Source organism: Cellulosilyticum lentocellum DSM 5427 (assembly GCF_000178835.2).
Taxonomy (GTDB): Bacteria; Bacillota; Clostridia; order Lachnospirales; family Cellulosilyticaceae; genus Cellulosilyticum; species Cellulosilyticum lentocellum.
Window position 1 is genome coordinate 1,408,042 of record NC_015275.1, and the last position, 20,421, is coordinate 1,428,462.

The 20,421-nt window shown below is 33.5% G+C and carries 20 protein-coding genes; 14 read left to right on the forward strand and 6 right to left on the reverse strand.

Going from position 1 to position 20,421, the window contains the following annotated elements; genetic code table 11:
* The first annotated feature begins 8 nt into the window (after positions 1 to 8).
* Entirely contained in the window at positions 9 to 1,556 is a 1,548-nt protein-coding gene (locus CLOLE_RS06345) for a glycoside hydrolase family 28 protein (RefSeq protein ID WP_013656253.1), read from the forward strand.
* Here CLOLE_RS06345 and CLOLE_RS06350 read toward each other — a convergent pair.
* Complete coding sequence (locus CLOLE_RS06350) at positions 1,541 to 2,437, reverse strand: AraC family transcriptional regulator (RefSeq protein ID WP_013656254.1); 897 nt, start codon at positions 2,435 to 2,437, stop codon at positions 1,541 to 1,543. The genes CLOLE_RS06345 and CLOLE_RS06350 overlap by 16 nt on opposite strands.
* 276 nt (positions 2,438 to 2,713) lie before the next feature.
* On the opposite strand from CLOLE_RS06350, the gene CLOLE_RS06355 reads away from it, so the two are divergent.
* The 13 genes from CLOLE_RS06355 to CLOLE_RS06415 all read left to right on the forward strand — a co-directional run bounded on the left by CLOLE_RS06355 (position 2,714) and on the right by CLOLE_RS06415 (position 14,373).
* Positions 2,714 to 3,316, forward strand: a complete 603-nt coding sequence (locus tag CLOLE_RS06355) for a TerD family protein (protein ID WP_013656255.1) — start codon at positions 2,714 to 2,716, stop codon at positions 3,314 to 3,316.
* A 60-nt stretch (positions 3,317 to 3,376) separates the two neighbouring features.
* Positions 3,377 to 3,955: a TerD family protein gene (locus CLOLE_RS06360; RefSeq protein WP_013656256.1), complete on the forward strand. Its 579-nt coding sequence runs from the start codon at positions 3,377 to 3,379 to the stop codon at positions 3,953 to 3,955.
* A gap of 27 nt (positions 3,956 to 3,982) precedes the next feature.
* Positions 3,983 to 4,564: a TerD family protein gene (locus CLOLE_RS06365; RefSeq protein WP_013656257.1), complete on the forward strand. Its 582-nt coding sequence runs from the start codon at positions 3,983 to 3,985 to the stop codon at positions 4,562 to 4,564.
* A gap of 186 nt (positions 4,565 to 4,750) precedes the next feature.
* Positions 4,751 to 5,428, forward strand: a complete 678-nt coding sequence (locus tag CLOLE_RS06370; protein ID WP_013656258.1) for a response regulator transcription factor — start codon at positions 4,751 to 4,753, stop codon at positions 5,426 to 5,428.
* 85 nt (positions 5,429 to 5,513) lie between these two features.
* Positions 5,514 to 6,674: an HpcH/HpaI aldolase/citrate lyase family protein gene (locus tag CLOLE_RS06375; RefSeq protein WP_013656259.1), complete on the forward strand. Its 1,161-nt coding sequence runs from the start codon at positions 5,514 to 5,516 to the stop codon at positions 6,672 to 6,674.
* Entirely contained in the window at positions 6,643 to 8,133 is a 1,491-nt protein-coding gene (locus CLOLE_RS06380; RefSeq protein ID WP_013656260.1) for a phosphoribosyltransferase family protein, read from the forward strand. The genes CLOLE_RS06375 and CLOLE_RS06380 overlap by 32 nt, the downstream gene beginning before the upstream one ends.
* The gene (locus CLOLE_RS06385; protein WP_013656261.1) at positions 8,126 to 9,247 is read left to right on the forward strand and encodes a cysteine protease StiP family protein; all 1,122 of its coding nucleotides are present in this window, start codon (positions 8,126 to 8,128) and stop codon (positions 9,245 to 9,247) included. The genes CLOLE_RS06380 and CLOLE_RS06385 overlap by 8 nt, the downstream gene beginning before the upstream one ends.
* Before the next feature lie 25 nt (positions 9,248 to 9,272).
* Complete coding sequence (locus tag CLOLE_RS06390; protein WP_013656262.1) at positions 9,273 to 10,088, forward strand: Cof-type HAD-IIB family hydrolase; 816 nt, start codon at positions 9,273 to 9,275, stop codon at positions 10,086 to 10,088.
* Between the two features lie 214 nt (positions 10,089 to 10,302).
* Positions 10,303 to 11,025 carry an amino acid ABC transporter ATP-binding protein gene (locus tag CLOLE_RS06395; RefSeq protein ID WP_013656263.1) on the forward strand — a complete coding sequence of 241 codons (723 nt, stop codon included), beginning with the start codon at positions 10,303 to 10,305 and terminating at the stop codon, positions 11,023 to 11,025.
* A gap of 76 nt (positions 11,026 to 11,101) precedes the next feature.
* Positions 11,102 to 11,944, forward strand: coding sequence for a transporter substrate-binding domain-containing protein (locus CLOLE_RS06400; protein ID WP_013656264.1), 843 nt, complete (start codon positions 11,102 to 11,104; stop codon positions 11,942 to 11,944).
* Positions 11,945 to 12,072: 128 nt separating this feature from the next.
* Positions 12,073 to 12,795 (forward strand): amino acid ABC transporter permease, encoded by a 723-nt coding sequence (locus CLOLE_RS06405; protein WP_013656265.1) that lies wholly within the window; start codon positions 12,073 to 12,075, stop codon positions 12,793 to 12,795.
* On the forward strand, positions 12,792 to 13,439 hold the full coding sequence (locus CLOLE_RS06410) for an amino acid ABC transporter permease (protein WP_013656266.1): 648 nt from the start codon (positions 12,792 to 12,794) through the stop codon (positions 13,437 to 13,439). Before CLOLE_RS06405 ends, CLOLE_RS06410 begins: the two co-directional genes overlap by 4 nt.
* Before the next feature lie 157 nt (positions 13,440 to 13,596).
* Positions 13,597 to 14,373: an EFR1 family ferrodoxin gene (locus CLOLE_RS06415; protein ID WP_013656267.1), complete on the forward strand. Its 777-nt coding sequence runs from the start codon at positions 13,597 to 13,599 to the stop codon at positions 14,371 to 14,373.
* 266 nt (positions 14,374 to 14,639) lie between these two features.
* Here CLOLE_RS06415 and CLOLE_RS06420 read toward each other — a convergent pair whose 3' ends face one another.
* The 5 genes from CLOLE_RS06420 to CLOLE_RS06440 all read right to left on the reverse strand — a co-directional run bounded on the left by CLOLE_RS06420 (position 14,640) and on the right by CLOLE_RS06440 (position 20,413).
* On the reverse strand, positions 14,640 to 15,293 hold the full coding sequence (locus tag CLOLE_RS06420; RefSeq protein WP_013656268.1) for a M48 family metallopeptidase: 654 nt from the start codon (positions 15,291 to 15,293) through the stop codon (positions 14,640 to 14,642).
* Positions 15,294 to 15,488: 195 nt separating this feature from the next.
* Complete coding sequence (locus tag CLOLE_RS06425) at positions 15,489 to 16,703, reverse strand: S8 family serine peptidase (RefSeq protein ID WP_013656269.1); 1,215 nt, start codon at positions 16,701 to 16,703, stop codon at positions 15,489 to 15,491.
* Between the two features lie 88 nt (positions 16,704 to 16,791).
* On the reverse strand, positions 16,792 to 17,721 hold the full coding sequence (locus CLOLE_RS23235; RefSeq protein ID WP_162145071.1) for a sensor histidine kinase: 930 nt from the start codon (positions 17,719 to 17,721) through the stop codon (positions 16,792 to 16,794).
* 646 nt (positions 17,722 to 18,367) lie between these two features.
* Entirely contained in the window at positions 18,368 to 19,072 is a 705-nt protein-coding gene (locus CLOLE_RS06435) for a response regulator transcription factor (protein WP_013656271.1), read from the reverse strand.
* Between the two features lie 165 nt (positions 19,073 to 19,237).
* Positions 19,238 to 20,413: a toxic anion resistance protein gene (locus CLOLE_RS06440; protein WP_013656272.1), complete on the reverse strand. Its 1,176-nt coding sequence runs from the start codon at positions 20,411 to 20,413 to the stop codon at positions 19,238 to 19,240.
* Between the last annotated feature and the right edge of the window lie 8 nt (positions 20,414 to 20,421).

Genomic DNA, 20,421 nt, shown 5'->3' on the forward strand with positions numbered 1-20,421 from the left:
GGTGTGCGATGTGGAATATAGCCAATGTAACTTCGACAAGTGTAACGATTGAAATAGAGAATGAGGCTTGTCACTTTGTAGACCAAGACTATTCATTAAGTATAAATGGTGAAGCTAAGGCGTCTCCTAAGACAAATATCTTTACAATTTATAACTTAACACCAGCGACCGAATATCACATTAGTTTATCAGCAAACGGAAAGGAGGTAGCCGATACAGTGGCTACCCTTTCTGATACTGCTATCTTAAACGTTAAAGATTTCGGTGCGGTAGGCGATGGCGTGACTATGGACACTGCAGCTATCCAAGCAGCTATTATGGCAGCACCAAAAGGTTCAAGAGTTGTAATACCAGCAGGAACGTATAAAATACTTCCACTTTTTCTTAAAAGTCATATGACGCTTGAGTTATTAGAAGGTGCTACTTTATTAGCTCATACAGATAGAAAGGACTATCCTATTTTACCTGGGAAAATGATACTTGAAGATGGTAGTATAGCTTATCTTGCTTCTTGGGAAGGAGATATGGCAGACTGTTACGCTAGCATTATTACAGGAATTGGTGTTCGTGATGTACGCATTATTGGACAAGGAACAATTGATGGTAATGGTCAAAATGCTGATTGGTGGGTTGATTGTAAGGTGAAAAGAGGAGCGTGGAGGCCACGTAGCCTTTACTTAGTTGATTGTGAGGATGTTGTAGTAGAAGGAATCACAATCAAAAATTCACCTTCATGGACAGTTCATCCTGTTAGAAGTACAAAGCTTCGTTTTATCAATTTAACACTTAATAACCCAAAGGATTCACCTAATACAGATGGAATTGATCCAGAATCTTGTAATGGTGTAGAAATTATTGGTGTAAAATTCTCATTAGGGGACGATTGTATTGCTATTAAATCTGGTAAAATTAGTGTACCAGTAGATATGAGAAGACCTAGTGAAAATATTATTATCCGAAATTGTTTAATGGAATATGGACATGGTGGTGTAGTATTAGGCAGTGAAATGTCAGGCGGCATCAAACATGTATATGTAGAACGTTGTTTCTTTAGAAACACAGATAGAGGACTGAGAATCAAAACAAGACGCGGTAGAGGAAATACTGCTGTTATTGATGAGATTTATATAAAAAATATCAAAATGGATGGGGTATTAACACCATTCACTCTTAATTGTTTCTATTTCTGTGATCCAGATGGAAAAACAGAGTATGTATGGAGCAAAGATAAGCTTCCAGTAGATGAACGTACACCTTATATAGGAACATTGAATTTCGAAAATATTTATTGTGAAAACTCAGAAGTATGTGCGGGCTTCATTTATGGACTTCCAGAACAAACGATTAAAGAACTTAACTTTAAAAATGTGTTTATTGAGTTTAAGGAAGATGCAACTCCTGACTATCCAGAAATGCTTAGTTTTCAAGAAAAAATCGTGAAATCAGGCTTTATCATACGTAATGTAGATAAAATCAGACTTCACGATGTGGTGGTAAAAAATCATATTGGAGAAACCTTAAATCTTGATCAAGTAACAGACTACCTAGTAGAATAATATTTCTTATACTGCTGAGGAGAAAGACCTGTAACCAATTTAAAGGTTCGACTAAAATGAGAACTACTTGAAAAACCTACTAATTCTGCTATATCAGCAATCTTAGTAGAGGAACTTTCAAGTAGTTCTTTTGCGTTCCTAATTCTAAGGCTGTTAATATATTCTATAATGGAAAGGTTAGTAGATTTTTTGAAGATCTTACTTAAGTAAAAAGGACTAATATAAAATTGCTCGGCAATAGACGTAAGTGTTAGGTCCTCTGTATAGTGAGCACTAATATACTTTATTATTTTATCTACTTTGTTATTAACAATTTGATGAGATTCATATTCTTTTTGCTGTAAAATCTCTAAGTATTCTTTAATCATAATAAGTAATTCGGATAACTGCAATTTAAGTAAGGTTTTTTTGTAGGCATTAGGTAAAGTTTCATCTTCAGCTGTTGCCTTAGCACCGAGTTCAATATCATCACTGCCTATTTCTACAAGTTTAAACAAGATATTTTCAATAATAAGCTTGTACTTAAAAGAAAGAGGTAATACGGTGAATTTAGTTTTAAAAATAGAAGTGAGATTCATCGCTTTTAATTCATCTGAGAAATCTTCAATAAAGCTACTACTAAAATTAATGACAATACGGCTATGAGGTACATCCCCCATATTAGCTGTTTTATGAACAGAGTCTGCATCAATGAGTACTAAGCTCCCAGCGTTGACTAGATAGATAGAGTCATCAATAAAGTATTTACGTGAGCCTTCTAATAGATAATAAATTTCATATTTTTTGTGCATATGAAAAAAGTCCATATTATATACATCTGTTTTTTTCGATTGATCAATGAAAAAATCATAGTGTGGAGCATAAACCGTTTTGCGTACCATAAGCACCCCCTTGATTCTACTAACTGATAATCGAATTATATCACTTTTAATAAAAAAATTCAATTTTATCGGTAAAAATTCATATTTAGCTAAAAAAAAGGATGAAAATAAATAAAAATATTAAAAAAAATATGAGCAGGTGAAACTTTTAATTAGAGAATTTGTTTATAAAAAATAATAATCTTATAAAATCTCTCTGTTATAGCGATAATAATATGATATAATAAAGCAAATACCATCTTTAAAAGGTAAAAGGGAGAACTAGGAGGAAAGCGAATGGCAATTAATTTAGTAAAGGGACAAAAGATTGATTTAACAAAAGGAAATGCTGGCTTAAATAAAATTATGGTTGGTCTAGGTTGGGACCCTGTAAGCTCAGGAAAAGGTTTACTAGGTAGTTTGTTTGGAGGCGGTAATAAAGATATCGATTGTGATGCCTCTGCTATTATGTTAGGAGCAGGTGACAAATTACTTTCTAATAAAGACGTCATTTACTTTGGCAATCTAACACATGCATCTAAAAGTGTTAAGCATATGGGGGATAATTTAACAGGTGATGGTGCTGGTGATGATGAACAAATTTTTATTGAGTTAAATAGCATACCAGCACAAATTGAGAAAATTATTTTTGTTGTTAATATTTATGACTGTATTAATAGAAGACAGGATTTTGGGATGATTCAAAATGCATTTATTCGAATTGTTGACCATAATACTAATCAAGAACTTGTACGTTTTAATTTAACAGATAACTATAAAGGTAGTACAGCTTTAGTTGTAGGAGAAGTTTATAGACATGAAAGTGAATGGAAATTTGCTGCAGTAGGCAATGGTACTAATGATCCATCTCTTAAAAACATGGTAAGTCGTTATATTTAGTACGTTTCAACTAAAAATATATGTTCAAGAAGCACATAAGCAATAGAGGAGGTAATACAAATGGCAATTAATTTAGTAAAAGGCCAAAAAATTGATTTAACAAAAGGAAACCCAGCTTTAAAAAAGGTTATTATTGGACTTGGTTGGGATACTAATAAGTATTCAGGAGGTTTTGACTTTGATCTAGATGCCTCTGTATTCTTGGTAGGAAGTAATGGTAGAACGAATCATGATGAAGACTTTATCTTTTACAATAATTTAAAGAGTAGAAATGAAGCTGTTATTCATACAGGAGATAACCGTACAGGCGAAGGGGATGGCGATGATGAGCAAATCCTTCTTGAATTTGCAAAAATGCCTGCTGATGTGGAAAAAATGGCTGTGACCGTAACTATTCATGAAGCTATAGAAAGAGGTCAAAACTTTGGACAAGTATCTAATGCTTATGTACGTGTTATTAATAAAGATACAGGAGAAGATGTATTACGTTATGATTTAGGGGAAGACTTCTCTATAGAAACGGCTATTGTAGTATGTGAAATTTATAGGAATGGAGCTGACTGGAAATTCAGTGCTGTAGGTAGTGGTTTCCAAGGTGGTCTTGCTGCACTTTGCAAAAACTATGGACTTGATGTATAAAAATTAATATATAAGGAGGAAGAAAAAATGGGTATAACACTTGCAAAAGGACAAAAAGTAGATTTAACAAAATCTAATCCAGGACTTAAAAATATTATTGTTGGATTAGGCTGGGACACCAATAAATATGATGGAGGGCAGTCATTTGATTTAGACACAGCAGCTTTTTTAACAGATGGTGCTGGTAAAGTAACCTCTGATGCAGACTTTATTTTCTATAACAACTTACGTCATCCATCAGGTTCAGTAACTCATTTAGGTGATAATACAACAGGAGCAGGAGACGGTGATGATGAGCAAATGAAAGTTCAGTTAGATACTGTGCCTGCTAACATTGAAAAAATTGCTTTTACAGTAACCATTCATGAAGCAATGCAAAGAAATCAAAACTTTGGACAAGTATCTAATGCTTATATTCGTGTTTTAGATGAAACAGCAGGAACAGAGCTTATTCGTTACGACTTAGGGGAAGATTTCTCAATAGAAACAGCCATTGTTGTAGGTGAATTATATCGACATAATGGTGAGTGGAAGTTTAATGCAATTGGAAGTGGTTATCAAGGTGGTTTAGGTGCACTTTGCAATAACTTCGGTATTAATATTGGTTAATAAGTATCTATATAAATAAGAGTTCAATAAAAAAGTGTGCTACGAGTAGCACACTTTTTTATTGAGCAAGAAATACAAATGTGAAGTAGGATGAAAAGCTGTAATCATGATATAATAAAGGTTAAGTAAGAATTAAGGGAAATGCGATATATTATTTCTGAACTAAGGTATAAAGGAGGTAAAGATGTGATTAAGGTATTATTGGTAGAGGATAATCATAAAATCAGTGATAATATTTATACCTATTTAAAGGAAGATTTCCAGATAGATCAGGTTTATACAGGTGAAGATGCCCTTTTACACTTAGAGGCATTTAGTTATGATTTAGTTATCTTAGATTTAATGTTACCTGGAAAAGACGGTATGAGTGTATTAGCAGAAGTACAAAATAAAAAGCGGCAGTTAGGAGTTATTATTTTAACAGCCAAGGAAGATTTAGGAGACAAATTAAGAGCTTTTCAGTTGGGGGCTGAGGATTATTTAACGAAGCCCTTTTTTATGGAAGAATTAAAAGCCAGAATGTATGTCATTTTAAAACGCCTAGGAAAAATGACAGAAGAAAATACTTTGGTGTTTAAAGATTTACACCTAGACCTAAAGCAAAAAAGTGTATGGATTAAAGATGAAAAAATAGAACTGAACGAGCGTTTATTTCATTTGCTTGAATATTTAATGTTAAATAAAGATATTTTGCTTTTTAAAGAACAAATTTTTGAGCGAATTTGTGGTTATGATAGTGATGCTTCTACAGAGATTATAGAAGTGTATATGAGTCACTTAAGAAAGAAATTAAGCCCTTTTGGATATGATGTGTATGTTGTAACAAAAAGAGGTATGGGATATATGTTAGAAGATAAAAAATAGATGTAATAATATGGAAATATCTATACAAAATTCATATTTTTTCAGTATAATAGAATTACCAATATATAGAAAGAGGGTAAGGGGAATGTTTCATTATGCACATTTAAGTGAAGAAGAGAAAGAACGTGTATTTTTTAAAGAACCAAATGCTTTTTTTAAAGATACTGAAAAAGAAAAGTTGAGTTATGCATTAGGCGCAACACTGTACATTCCGGCAATTCATGAAAAGCTTTATGACTATTTAGTAACTAGAAAATATATTTCACTTACGACACTTGTAATTTGTCTTGAAGATGGTATTGCAGATTCTCAGGTAGAAGAAGCAGAGATGCGTCTTAAAGAAACCTTTATAGGGCTGGGACAAGCTTTGAAAAATGGTATAGTGAAAGAAGAAGATCTCCCCCTACTTTTCATACGTATTCGTAGTACACAGCAGTTAAAGCGCCTATTATCTGAGGAGGAGATTGTAAAGCATATAACAGGGATTAATCTGCCGAAGTTTAATAGCATAGAAGGAGAAGAACAGCTATCACTTATTAAGAAAGCAGGTGATGCGGCAGGCATTAAACTTTATGCAATGCCTATTATAGAAACCAAGCAAGTGATAGATTTACAAACCGGACAAGAAGAATTACAGACGATTAAAAACTTAGCGGTTAAATACCGAGAAAATGTTTTAAATATTAGAATTGGAGCCACAGACTTTACAGGGCTTTTTGGCATTAGAAGAAGTATTGATGCTACTATTTATGATGTGGCTGTCATTAGGGATTGTATGGCAAGGATTATTAATTATTTTGGTCAAGCTGAAGACGGCTTTGTTATTTCAGGTCCAGTGTGGGAGTTTTTTAGTAATCATAGCAGGTTGTTAAAGCCAGAATTACGTCAAACACCATTTAGAAAATATGGAGAAGAAGGTAGCATTGCACGTAGAGCCATTGTTAATAAAGCGGAAGATGGACTTATTAAGGAAGTTGTTTTAGATAAAGTTAATGGACTAGTAGGTAAAACGATTATTCATCCTTCTCACATTCGCTTAGTGAATGCTTTGCAAGTAGTAACTAAAGAAGAATATGAAGATGCTATGCAAATTATAGGAAATCAAGGTAGTGGCGTAATTAAGAGTAAGGGTGGCAATAAAATGAATGAAATGAAACCACATACAAATTGGGCTAGAAAAGTACTAGCTAAAGCTGAAATATATGGAGTGATTAATGAAAATGAAGACTACACAGCCTTGTTCTAAACAAGTTATTTTTAAAGCATTGGATTGTCTAGAGATACATATTGATTTACAAGAAACGAGTGAAGCTATCCCTTTAAATCATCTATTTGAAGTGGGAGTTAGAAAAAATAAAAAACGTATTTTTTTATTTGTAAGTAAAGTATTAGGTAAGCACTTAGCTGTTAACCCTTATATGACTAGATTAGGAGGGACGCTTTTAGCAGAAGTTTATTATAAAAAGCAGGTGGGTAAAGTATTACAGGAAGATGAGCTTTTGGAGCTCTTTAATAAGAAAGAATTACCTAAGGAAGCCTGTGAAAAAGTTTTAGAAGTGACCTATCCATTAGAACAGGAGACACTTTTCATTGGTTTTGCAGAAACAGCCACAGGCTTAGGCCATAGTATGTTTAGTGCTTTTGATGATAAAGCAACATTTATTCATACCACCAGAGAACCTATTATCAGTGAAGTACCTACTTTTACTTTTCAAGAAGAACATTCTCATGCAACAGGACATGAATGTTATACAAAAGACCCTCTTTTCTTTAAACGTTTTTCCCATATTGTACTAGTAGATGATGAAATTACTACAGGGAATACTGCGCTTAATTTAATAGAAGCGTTACATGAAAAAAGTGGTGCTAAAGCTTATAGTGTAGTGGCACTTTTAGATTGGAGAAACGAAGAGCAGAAAGAGAAAGCCAAGCTTTTAGCTGGAAAGCTTGGAGTTACTATTGAATTTATATCAGTCATTCAAGGAACTATTGCACCCATTATTTTAAAGTCTTTATCAGAGGAATCCATGGAAACAAAGGAGATGTTAAAATATCCTGAAATCGTAGAGGAAGAAAATACAAATGTATTACAGGAAGAAGTGGTAGTAACAAAAACACCAAAAAGCGTTCAACTTATAAGTTACTATAATGGTAGGTACGGAAGATATGAAACGCTTAAGGTAGGCTTAGACCATATGACAGAGAAAGTGATCAAAGGTGGAGATCAAAGAGAACAGGTAGTAGGTTATATGAGTGCTAATGGACGCTTTGGACTAACAGCTAATGAAAATAAAACCTTTGAGAAGCGTCTATTACAACTGGGGCAAGTACTATCAGGCTATAGAACTTCAACAAAGACACTGTGCATAGGTACGGAGGAGTTTATTTATGTACCGGCTATGATGGCATGTGCTATGGGAGAAGGGGTTTATTATCAATCTACTACACGTAGTCCTATTATGACAGCTAAAAGACCAGATTATCCTTTACATACAGCTCTAGCTTATAAAAGGCCTGAGGATGAAACTGTTATTAATTATATTTATAATATTCAAGAGGGTAACTATGAAGAAGCCTTTTGGTTTATAGAAAGAGATGTAAGGCCAGAATTTAAGCAAATGATGGCAGAGGTATTTAGTGAAAAGGGGATTAGAAAAATATATTTTGTTTGCTGTGATGGCAAGCTGGAGGAAATCTATGAATGAGCAAGGCGTAGCAAATGTAAAGCATATAAAAGAGCCTTTACCTATGGGGAGCTATAGGAAAGAAGATTGTATTTTCTTATTAAAGAATATCAACGGTTTATTAGAAGAACAAAATAACTTAGAGCGTGAATATGCTATGCAAAATGGTACGCACTACTCTGAAATGCTTCCTATTGAATATATGCCAACAAAGGAATATATGACTCTTTATAAAAATACTTTAGAAGAAACGGCAGAGGAGATTGCTTTTTATACAGGGGTAGTAGCTGAACTGATTTACAGAAAAAAAGGAAAAGATGTCGTTATTGTTTCTCTAGCTAGGGCAGGTACACCTATTGGTGTATTGATTAAGCGTTATTTAGCTTATAAATATCAAGTAAATGTGCCTCACTATAGTGTTTCTATTATTAGAGATAAGGGAATAGATGAGAATGCCCTTTTATATATATTAAAAGAACATCCAGCAGAAGATATTCAATTTGTAGATGGTTGGACTGGAAAAGGTGTTATAAGCCATACTTTAGAGAAAGCTTGTAAGCATTTTAAAAATAAATATGAAGTGGATTTAGATGATACACTAGCAGTACTTTGTGATCCAGGAGAATGTACCTCTTTATATGGGACAAGAGCGGACTTCTTAGTACCAAGTGCGTGTTTAAATGCAACAGTATCAGGACTTATGAGTCGTACCTTTTTAAGAAATGATCTTATTGGACCCTATGATTTTCATGGTTCCAAGTTTTACAAGGAGTGGGAGGAGATTGATGTATCTAATGACTTTGTAGATACTATTGCTACTCATTTTTCTCAGCTTAATATCCATGAAGAGGATTTAGTTAATAAGGAGATGGGAGCCTTTAATGCAGCACAGAGTGTAGAAAACATTAGGCAGTGCTTCGATATCTCCAGTATTAATAGAGTGAAGCCAGGGGTAGGTGAAACAACAAGAGTATTATTAAGAAGGGTACCTTGGAAAATCCTTGTAAAAGATAAAGAGGATAAGCGCATTAAGCACATTTTACTTTTGGCAAGAGATAGAGGTGTACCAGTGGAAGTATATCAAGACATGTGCTACTCTTGTTGTGGTTTAATCAAAGATATGTGTGATGTATAAAAATGAATGTGAAAGGAAAACTTCTATGTTTTTTGCAACGGATTTAGATCGTACTTTAATTTATTCTAAGCTATTTATAGCGGAAGCTGAATGTGAATATGCCTTAGTCGAAGCTTATAATGGAAAAGAAATTTCGTATATGAGTTTAGAAGCAATTACTTTACTTAAAAAGCTTAATGACTTAGTACCTATCGTACCAATTACGACTAGAAATCATCAGCAATACAAGAGGATTCAATTATTTGAGGAAACTATCTACCCTGAGCTTTATGTAGTTAATAATGGAGGAACTATTATTTACAAGGGAGAAGAGGATAAACAGTGGTCAGATTATATAAAAGAGCAAATTAAAGCATTACCTGTAAATTATGATGAAGTCTTAATATCATTTCTGAATCACTATAAAAAGCCTATTAAAGGATACAATAAGTCTGATGGACTTATTTGGCTTATTATAGGAGAGCGAGGCAATATTGATGAAGAAGCCGTTCAGTTATTTATGAATGCTAATGAAAATAAAGGTTGGAAAATACAAGTCAATGGCAAAAAGATCTATTTATATCCAGAATGTATTAATAAATGGTCAGCACTTGTATATATTCAAAAGAACTACTATCAAAGAACTATTATGGCTGCAGGAGACTCTATTTTTGACTATCAAATGGTCCATGAAGCAGATTATGGTATTGTTCCTAAAGAAGCCTATATTGAAGGAATATGTAAAGAACAAGTACGTATTGCAAGGGTTAGTGGTCTTAAAGCAGCAGAAGAAATTCTAAGATATGCTATAGAGATGGCTGAGAAAGAAATAGGAGAGATAGAAGGTCGGAAAGAGTCTTAAGGGAAAATTATGAGTTGACAAGAGAAAAGACCTTAGTTATAATTACACTAATATATAAAGTATTTAGACATATGAAGCAATGGCGCTTACGAGAATTCTTTTTCTTCGTGGCGCTGTTTTGTTTTCTTTTAAATTTACAATTATTGTAATATTTGTTATAAAGAAATTAGATAGAAAACAACGCGGAAAAGTTTAAATAAGGAGGTAGATTTATGTGATAAAGATTAGTGGTCTTAATAAATTTTTTGGTCATCATCATGTTTTAAAAAACATTGATTTAGAGGTTAATGAAGGAGAAAAGCTAGTTATTATTGGCCCTAGTGGTAGTGGGAAAAGTACACTGATTAGGTGTATTAATCATTTAGAAGAACCAACTTCAGGGCAAGTAGAAATTGATGGACAGTTATTAACAAGGAAAAACAAAACACAGGTTGTGAGAAACTCCTCAGCCATGGTATTTCAGCAATTTAACTTATATCCACATATGACAGTGTTAGAAAATCTTACACTTGCACCTATGAAATTACAAAAGATGCCTAAAAAAGAGGCAGAGGAAATGGCACTTCAGTATTTAGAAAGAGTAGGCCTTTTGGAGAAAAAGGATGCCTATCCTCAAAACCTATCAGGAGGACAGCAACAAAGAGTTGCTATTGCAAGGGCGCTTGCTACAAAACAAAGAATCATTTTATTTGATGAACCTACTAGTGCTCTGGATCCAGAGATGGTGCAAGAAGTATTAGATGTTATGATTAAGTTATCTGAAGAAAATATTACGATGGTTTGTGTAACACATGAAATGGGTTTTGCAAGACAAGTGGCAGATCGCGTCATTTTTATGGATGATGGTTCTATTGTAGAAAGTGGTTCACCAGAGCATTTCTTTGAAAATCCAGAAAATGAGCGTACCAAACTATTCTTAAGTAAAATATTACGTTAAGAAGGTTGATATAAAGTACATAAGAAATATTTTAAGCATTATGAAATAAATAAAACCTAAATAAGGAGTTGATGATATGAAAAAAGGGATTAAAAAAATAATGGCAACATTATTAGCAGTAACCATGCTAGGTGTTTTAGGAAGTTGTACTAAAACAGAGACATCGGAAGCTGGTGGAAGTGCAACAGGTGGCATTCAAAAAATTAAAGATGCAGGTGTACTTAAAGTAGGGTGTAAAATAGATGTACCTAGTTTTGGACTTCAAAATACAGCTACAGGAGAATATGAAGGGGTTGAAATTGATTTAGCTTATGAAATAGCAGGTAAGATTTTTGATTGCACTGCAGCTGAAGCGAAAGAAAAGAAATTAGTAGCTTTCCAAGGTGTTACTGCTAAAACAAGAGGTGGGTTATTAGATAGTGGAGAAATTGATTTAGTTATTGCTACCTTTACTGTTACAGAGGAACGTAAGGAGTCTTGGAACTTCTCAACACCTTACTATACAGATGCGGTAGGTTTAATGGTACTAAAAGATTCTGGAATTCAATCTATTAATGATCTAGATGGCAAGATTATAGGTGTTTCTCAAGGTTCTATCACTAAAGATGGGTTTGAAGCTTATATCAAAGAAACAGGTATTAATGTAACACCTGTTTTTGAAGAATTTGATGGTTATCCAGCTTTAAGTACAGCCCTTTCTACTAAAAATATTGATGTATTTGCTGTAGACCGTGCGATTTTAGCTGGTTATAGCGATGATTCAACCATGATTTTAGAAGACCGTTTCGCAGAACAAGATTATGGTGTGGCTTCTGCTCTTAGTAATAAAGAATTGGCAGAAACAGTTGATGGTGTAGTAAAAGGCTTAGTAGATAGTGGGAAAATGGCTGAAATGTTAAAAGCTTGGGGTGTTGAATAGTTTGAAGTTTGCTAAATAAAATTTCAAGGATTCATTGGTGAACAGAACTTCCTTTTCGCCTTTGAATCCTTATTTTAGGGTATAGGCAGAACCGAATATGGAGTATCAAGGAAGGTGATGGAGTTGCTATGAAAGGTTTATTTAATCTAAAATGGTGGATGGATTTGTTTGAAGAGTTTGACTTATATTTACAAGGCTTTAGTATGACTTTAAGAGTATCTATAGTGGGCTTGTTAGTAGCCATTATGCTTGGGGTGCTTTTTGGTGTACTGTATTCTACTAAGAGAAAGCCACTTAAATTGATTGCTAGAGTGTATATAGAAATTTTTCAAAATACACCTTTAGTTATACAGATTTTCTTTTATTACAGCTGTTTACCCTACTTAATAGGGGGACGCGTAGATAAATTTTTATTAGGTGTCATGGGAGTAGGTATTTATCATGGTGCTTATGTAGCAGAAGTTATTCGAACAGGTATAGAAGCTGTTCCTAAAGGACAATTAGAAGCTGCTAACTCTCAGGGCTTTTCTTATATTCAAGCGATGAGATATATTATTTTGCCACAGACGATAAAAATCATTATGCCGCCGCTTGCTAATCAAGCTTTAAACTTAGTTAAAAATACTTCAGTATTAGCAATGGTAGCAGGGCTTGATTTAATGTATTTTGCAGATTCTTGGGCAAGTAGTTCGGGAGGACATTACACACAAGGATATCTGGTTTGTGCAGCTATGTACTTTGTCATTTGTTTCCCATTAGCATCTTTGGCAAGATACTTAGAGCGTAAAGCTAAAGAACCACCTAAGCCAAAACATCCTAGTAAAGCAGTAAAAACGGAGGTGGCCCAATGAGTGAGATTTTTACAAGTGAAAATATTCTTTTTATGCTAGATGGCTTAAAGTTGACGCTGTTAATTGCATTAGGAACAATTATATTAAGTATTATATTTGGGACCATCTTAGCGCTTATGAGAAATTACTGCAAGGGCGTGTTCTCTCCATTTGCTACGCTTGCAGCTATTTATATTGAGATTTTTAGATGTACACCTAATATTCTTTGGATTTTATGGATTAGGTTTACTATTCCAGGAGATCCTATTCCTTTAGGAATCTTTTCTTTTACTTTATTTACTTCAGCAGTTGTTGCGGAGATTGTAAGAGGAGGACTTAATTCTATTCCAAAGGGACAATTTGAGGGAGCAGCTTCTCAAGGCTTTAATTTTGCTCAAACTTTAATTTATATTATATTACCACAGACCTTTAAGAGTATTATTCCAGCTCTCCTTTCACAGGTTATTACAATTATCAAAGATACCTCTTTCTTAAAGGTTGTGGATATTGCTGAATTTACTCGAAATAGTAATGTTGTATTAGGAAGCTTAAGAGGTTTTGGCCAAATTATAATGCTTTATGGTTTTGTGGCACTAACCTATTTTGTTATTAATTTTGCGTTATCTTGTGTAGTAAGACAATATCAACGTCGTATTACCATATAATTTGATAAAGGAAGAAACAACTACGTCAAGTAACTTAGTCAATTAACTCTAGGAGTTATGCTAGGTTACTTTTATTTTACAGAAAATACATAAAAGTGTAATATAATATAAAGGATAATCAATAAGTCATTGAAGGAAAATTTAAGGGGGAATATAGATGGCAGTTATTTATTGCTTTTCAGCAACAGGCAATAGTTTATATGTAGCAAAACAAATAGGGGAGGCCATAGGAGGGCAAGTATTACCGATGAAAAATGGTCATATAAACTGCGTTGATGAAGTGATTGGGTTTGTATTTCCAACCTATTACTGGGGATTACCTTATCAAGTAGAACGCTTTATTTCAGAACTAACTATTACAAGCCAGAATCCCTACATATTTGCTGTAGCAACTTATGGAGGAGCTGTAAAGGGAATATGTGGAGCAGTAGAAGAGTTATTAATACAAAAGGGGCAGCACTTAAGTTATAGTAAAAAACTTAAAGCTGTAGAAAACTATATTCCTAGTTATAAGGTGAATAATACTCAGGGAATGGAAAATAAGGTAAATGCCCAATTAAAACCTATTATAGAAGCTGTTAAAAGTAATCAAACCATAAAGGTGGAATCCTATACATTCATTAATAAGATAATATATAAATTTTTTCCTGCTAAAGAAAAAGATTGTGACCAGTACTTTACCGTTTCTAATCTGTGTAATCATTGCGGAACTTGTAGTAAGGTATGTCCGGTAGAGAATATTATTGTAGAGGAAGCAGAAATACAATTTCAGCATCATTGCGAGCATTGTTTAGCATGCATTCATGCCTGTCCTCAAGTAGCTATAGAATGGAAAAAAGGTACACTAGGCAAAGAACGTTTTCGTAATAGACATATTAGCTTAAAGGAGCTCATGCTATTTAATAGTGGCACTAGTATAGAGGGTAAGGAGTAAGCAGGAAGCAGTAGGTGGTATATTACTCTTTCATGTAACAGTGGTATCTAAAAAGTGACAACCTTTATATGAAAAAGTATGGGCGTAAATTCAAAAATCTCCATGTGATTTTGATTGCAATTTTGATAATGTAAGTATTTATAAGTGGGAAGAACAGACATGGCAGCTTTATAAGACCTATTTATTTAAATAAGAAAATGACACATTAATACGATAGATCATTATAGTAAAGAACCTAATAAGCTAAGTACTTGTTAGGTTCTTTACTATATGGTCATTACGCCACCAAAACGTGCTAGATAATCTTGATGTTCTTTAAAGTGAGGGTCATAAGCACCTACTTTTCTCCAGAAAGAACGATCGTGATTGAGATGATGGATATGACAAAGTTCGTGGATTACCACATAGTCAATGACCTGAAGTGGCGCCATTGAAAGTCTATAATTAAAAGTCAGATCCTTATAGCTATTACAAGTGCCCCAAGAACAAGGTGAGTCTACAACGGTAATACTTTTAGCATTTACACCAATTAGTTTTTCAAAGTGCTTAACTCTCTTTTTAACAATTACTTTGGTTTGTGCTATATAAAATTTCTTTAAAAGAAGCTGTATTTCTTCTTCTGTTTCAGGGATAGTTTCTAGTAACTCTCCTAATTGACAGGCCTTTCCTTGGAATAAAAAAGTCTCATCTTCAGTATAATTTTTCTTGCTAGAAATATATTTTCTATTTTCTACGCGATCTTGAAAAGCCAAAATAGTTTTAGAATGAGCCTTAACAAAAGCAAGGATTTCAGCTTCAGTTGTTTTAGCAGGGACTTTGAGTGTAATGTGACCTTCAGGAGTAGCTTCTAAGGTCATTTTTTTTGCTTTAGTAGATTGGGTATTAAAAATAATTTCTCTTTCATCTATTATGAGTTTCATCAGTATTCTCCATTAAATAAAAATCAGTCAGTTTATTATAACATAGAAAGAGTAGAAGGGATAAAGGATATAATGATAAAAGGGGCTGTCCTAAAGTGCATAATTAATATTTATAAACACTTATAAATATTAATTATGCCACAGCTCCCTTTTAGAATAGGTATGAGAAGATTAAAAAATTAAAGATGACAAAAACTATTTTTCTAAGATATCTATAATGCCACAAGGATTAATAATCCCAGGCAGTGAAGCATCGTTAGTAACACTCGTTTCTAAAGCAACCTTCCAGAATTCATCAGGTGTAATATCTGGTTTAACTTGACAAGCGAGAGCGTAGGTACCAGCTAAATAGGGCATTACCCAGCTCAAACCTCCTTGTGGGTAAACTGCATAATCAGAACTTCCAGTAGGTGAAGCTATACAGCGATAATCCATAGGAGCAGAAAGTCTATTAGATGTATGTTCAGGATACCACCTACAAGGCTTATAACTATTAAAGTCATTAGCATCTGCAAGAGGTTTTTTACCTAAACCATTAAGTTGAAAACCTTCTCTTTGCTCTAAAGAAGTAGTAAGTACAAATACGCCTTCTTCCTTGGCTCTAGCTAAAGCAGACATATACTCATCATAGCCTTTTCGATTCTTATTTTCATTACCCCAAGAAATAGAGATAACACGTATCTTGTTGGCAGTTGGTAAATTTTTATTAAGGTCAAGTAGCTGATTGAGAGCTGAAGCAAGAGGACTGTGATCTTCGGTATCAATAGTTACAAAATTTTCACCAATATAATATAAAGTAGCTTCAGGTGCAACACCAGTATTTTTTCCTACAGCGATAGAAGCAACAGCAGGTCCGTGCATACTTGCATCTTCATAAAAAATATTGCCATTTTCCTCATGTTGAATTGTTTCATCTTCTTCATAATAAGCCAATTGATCTTTATATTCTTCGTGTTCAACTAGAAGCGGCTGATCAATAATACCAATACTAATTCCTTTACCAGTAATACCTTTGTGATGAAGGGATTTAACATTTAGACCGGGATCTTTATAAAGCTCCATAACAGCATTAGGATCAAAGCCATTAGGAAGTGAAGCTGGCCATACAGTCTTGCTGTCAAAAGCAGCCTCTAGAAGTAAATCATAGCTGTCACTTAAATTTACGTCACTTAAATCACCACTTCTCAATTCTATTTCCGCCATACCATTTTCTGTTTTTGTCAGCTTATTTATCTTTCCAACTAAAAATGTGTAGTCAGCAGTGGAAGGATATCTTACGATATGGGGAGAAGAGATGTTGGAAGTTGAATTTGTAGTAGCTGAGGAAGCAGGCAATTGTTGTGTACAAGCTGTAAGTGGAAAGATAAGTATAGCAGTTAATAAGTAAGAAATAAGGGTAGTGTGTTTCATATGTCCTCTCCTTTTATTTATAGAATAACTTTATTATATAAAAGAAGATGAACTTTATTTCGGCATATTTCTTACATAAATCTTTCGTTTAGATGTTATTCAATATTTTATTAAAACTAAGGGTTACCTTAAAAACATCACCATCTAAAGTAAGGTGAAAGTCTCCCTTGCAAAGTTCAGTATAGCTTTTGCTAATAGCTAGACCTAGACCACAGCCAGTACTTCTTCTAGAAGCATCACCTCTTACAAAGCGTTCAACGATTTCTTCAGCAGTAAAGTCCAGCTCATAGGCAGAGGTGTTTTGAATGGTTAAAGTGACTAAATTTTCTTTAGTAGTAGTTGTAATAAAAATCCTAGAACCAGTTAAAGCATAGCTTAAGGCATTTTGAATAAGATTTTGACAAACGCGATGAAGCTTTACACTATCACCTAAAAACAGCAAGGGTTCTTTGGCTAACAGGGTTTTCAAGATAAAACCTGAAGCTATAATGGTTTCGTCCATATCTATCAAGGTCTGAGAAATAAGTTTGTTTAAATCCATTTCAGTTAATTGAACTGGCATGGTACCACTTGTAATTTTAGATAGGTCAAGAAGATCTTTTAGCATATGATTAAGGTGAGTTGTTTTGCGTGATAAACCTTCAATATAATCCCTAGCTTCAAGGCTTAAGTTAGCTTCTTTTTTTAGTAAATCAATGTAGCCTACCATAGCTGTAAGAGGTGTTTTTAAGTCATGAGAAATATTGGTGATTAATTCTACTTTAGCTTTTTCGATTTTAATTTGTTTTTCTAGATTCATTTTAAGGACTTCATCTAAGTAACAAATTCGTTCCCCTTGTTTATACAGAAGAGAAGTAGCCTCTAAGGGATTGGTAACAATAGTATCCTGGTTAGTGATGTTATTGATCTGATTTAAAAGTAGTATTAAATCTTTTTCAAACTTTGATGGAAAGTGAGTTTTTAGAAATAGGAAAAATTCTGCTATCAGAGGTAAAACAATCAATAAAAGGATAGCCACTAGGGAAAAGGGGTGTAGCTGCTTATAAAAAATCCAGGTTACACTGATGATTTCATATAGAATAATTAAGAAATGTAATATAAAATCATGACATTTAAGATATTCTAGCTGTTTTATAAGCGGGCGGTTCTTTTTTCGTTCCTTAAGTAGCACATAATATTTATAACATATAGAGGTACTTTTTATTAATTTACATTTAAGTTGCTTGATTAAAAGTGTGAAAACAAGAAGAAGTAACAGGAAGATAGAAGATGTGAGCAGAAATGAATGGATTATCATAGGTAGATATTGAAATAAATGAGTAAGCCAAGTAGCAACTCTAAGAGGGGTGTAATTCAGTAGTTGATAAATAACGTAAATCTCTAAAAATAATAGGAGAAGAAATAGAGATAAGATTAGCTCAAAAGGAAGTTGGTCATAAATATGCGTGGTAGTTGAAGGCTTTAAAAGTAAGATATAAGCTACAAGATGACAAAGTATAAGAAGTAAGATAAAAAGTATAGATCTCCAATAAACTGAAGAATGGCTACCATATTTAAGAAAAAAGGCCATATTGTATTTAAGATTAGTAGCAAAATAGCAGATGATACCGAAGCAAATGCAAGTAAATAAGCTAGTCCATAAAAATAAAAGTAAATTACGACGACTATCTTTCAATTTTATATCCAATACCCCACACCACCTTTAAGTATTTTGGCTCTTTAGGATTCATTTCAATCTTTTCACGGATTCGTCTAATATGTACCATGACTGTATTTTCAACAGCATACACTGTCTCTTGCCAGACATTTTCATAAATTTGCTCAGCTGAAAAAACCTGATTTGGATGTTTCATTAGTAATTCTAGAATTTTATATTCTGTTGCAGTTAAAGCATAAGGGATGTCACATACGAGTATTTCTTTAGTTGCTTGGTTAAGGACTAAATCACCGACTTCTATTAAATCATGAGTTTGAGCAGCATTTTCAATTGAAGCGCCTAATAGCATATATCTTCTCAGCTGAGCCTTAACTCTAGCCAATAACTCAGCCGTATTAAAAGGTTTTTCAATATAATCGTCTGCACCTAAGCTTAAACCACATACTTTATCAGTTTCCTCTGTTTTTGCAGAAAGCATAATAATAGGAACATTATGTTTTTCTCTAATTTTTAAAAGAGCTGTAAGTCCATTAAGATGAGGCATCATGACATCTAGAATAACCAGCTGAATAGAATTATTGTTTATATAGTCAATTGCTTCAAATCCGTTAAATGAGGAATGTACTTTATAGCCTTCTAGTTCAAGAAGCTTGCATAAGACCTCCATGATTTGTAAATCATCATCCACTACTAAAATATTGATATTTTCCATAGACCATCCTCCCTTTAAGAGCATTAATAGTATTATAAAAGAGAAAACGAAAAAAAGGATAATAAATTTCTTACAAAAATCTTTCATTATAATGTAACTAATAAAAGGATACAATTAAACAAAACAAAGGTGCAACAAGATGTTGCACCTTTGGCGTATGCTGGATTATTTTTTTGGAGCTAGCATGTCTTGTTTCATACGTTCTAGCTTCATGCTATTTTCTTGACGCATGCGATGATTTTCATCTTCGATTTGCTTTGTTTGTTCAATACCTTGAACAATAGTTTGCCAGGTCTTTTCAAGGGTTTCCATTTGAACAGAGCTACTACCAGCCATTTTTGCAATAGCTGTTGTTTGAGTAGCCATGTTTTGAGCATTTCTAAGTAATAATTCATTTGTTTTATCATCAAGCGCTTTAAGACTCTTAGCTTGAAGTTCTTGACGTTTAAGAAGAACAGCTTGAGCTAAGCATTGTTTAAAGATTGGAAGTGTGATAATAAAAGCAGAATTAATTTTACGTGTTAAATTAAAGTTACTGTACTGAATGCCTTGAATCATTGGAATGGTTTGAAGCGCAATGTTTTCAGCAATTTGAAGATCATAAACACGTTGTTCTAACATTTCACGCGTACGCTTAAGCGTTTCTACTGTAGTCATCGCCATACGGTCACCAGAAGCCATAGCTTCTTGTTCATATTGAGGAATAAGTTTTGTATCTAATTCCTCAAGTCCCATTTCACCGGCTACGATGTATTTTTCAAGTTGTTGGTAGTAAGCAATGTTACCTTCATACATTTGTTTAAGACTTACATTAGAATTTTGAATTTGTAATTCATATTTTTTAAGAATGACATATATTTTATCAACCTCTGTACCCATATTCTCATATTTTTGGAAAAGAGCTTCTACGGAGTTTTTAGCTTTGTTAAAGAGTTTTTGAAGTGCAGATGGTTCTTTGATATCTTCTAATTCTTTAATATCGAATTTATCCATAACCTTTGTAAGCTGCTGAATCATTTCCCCAGCTTCTTCAGCCTTAACAGCTTTCATTGTAGAAAGTAGATTATCAGAGATTTTAGAAATACCAGTAGAAGCTTCCTGACCAAATACAAGAATACTATTCATATCATCTACATGAATTTCCTCGGTTAATTTTTCAACTTCAGGAAGCTGGCGAAGTTTTTCTTTATAAGATTGTGTGAAAGCTACTACCTCAGCTTCTTGAACAGGAACAAGCTGTGTATTAGCATCTGCTTTTTCTAGATTAACACCACCTAGAACGGTTGCTTCTAAGGTAGGAACTGGCGCACTACCTGCTCCTTGATTTAATGAAATTCCCATGTACAAAC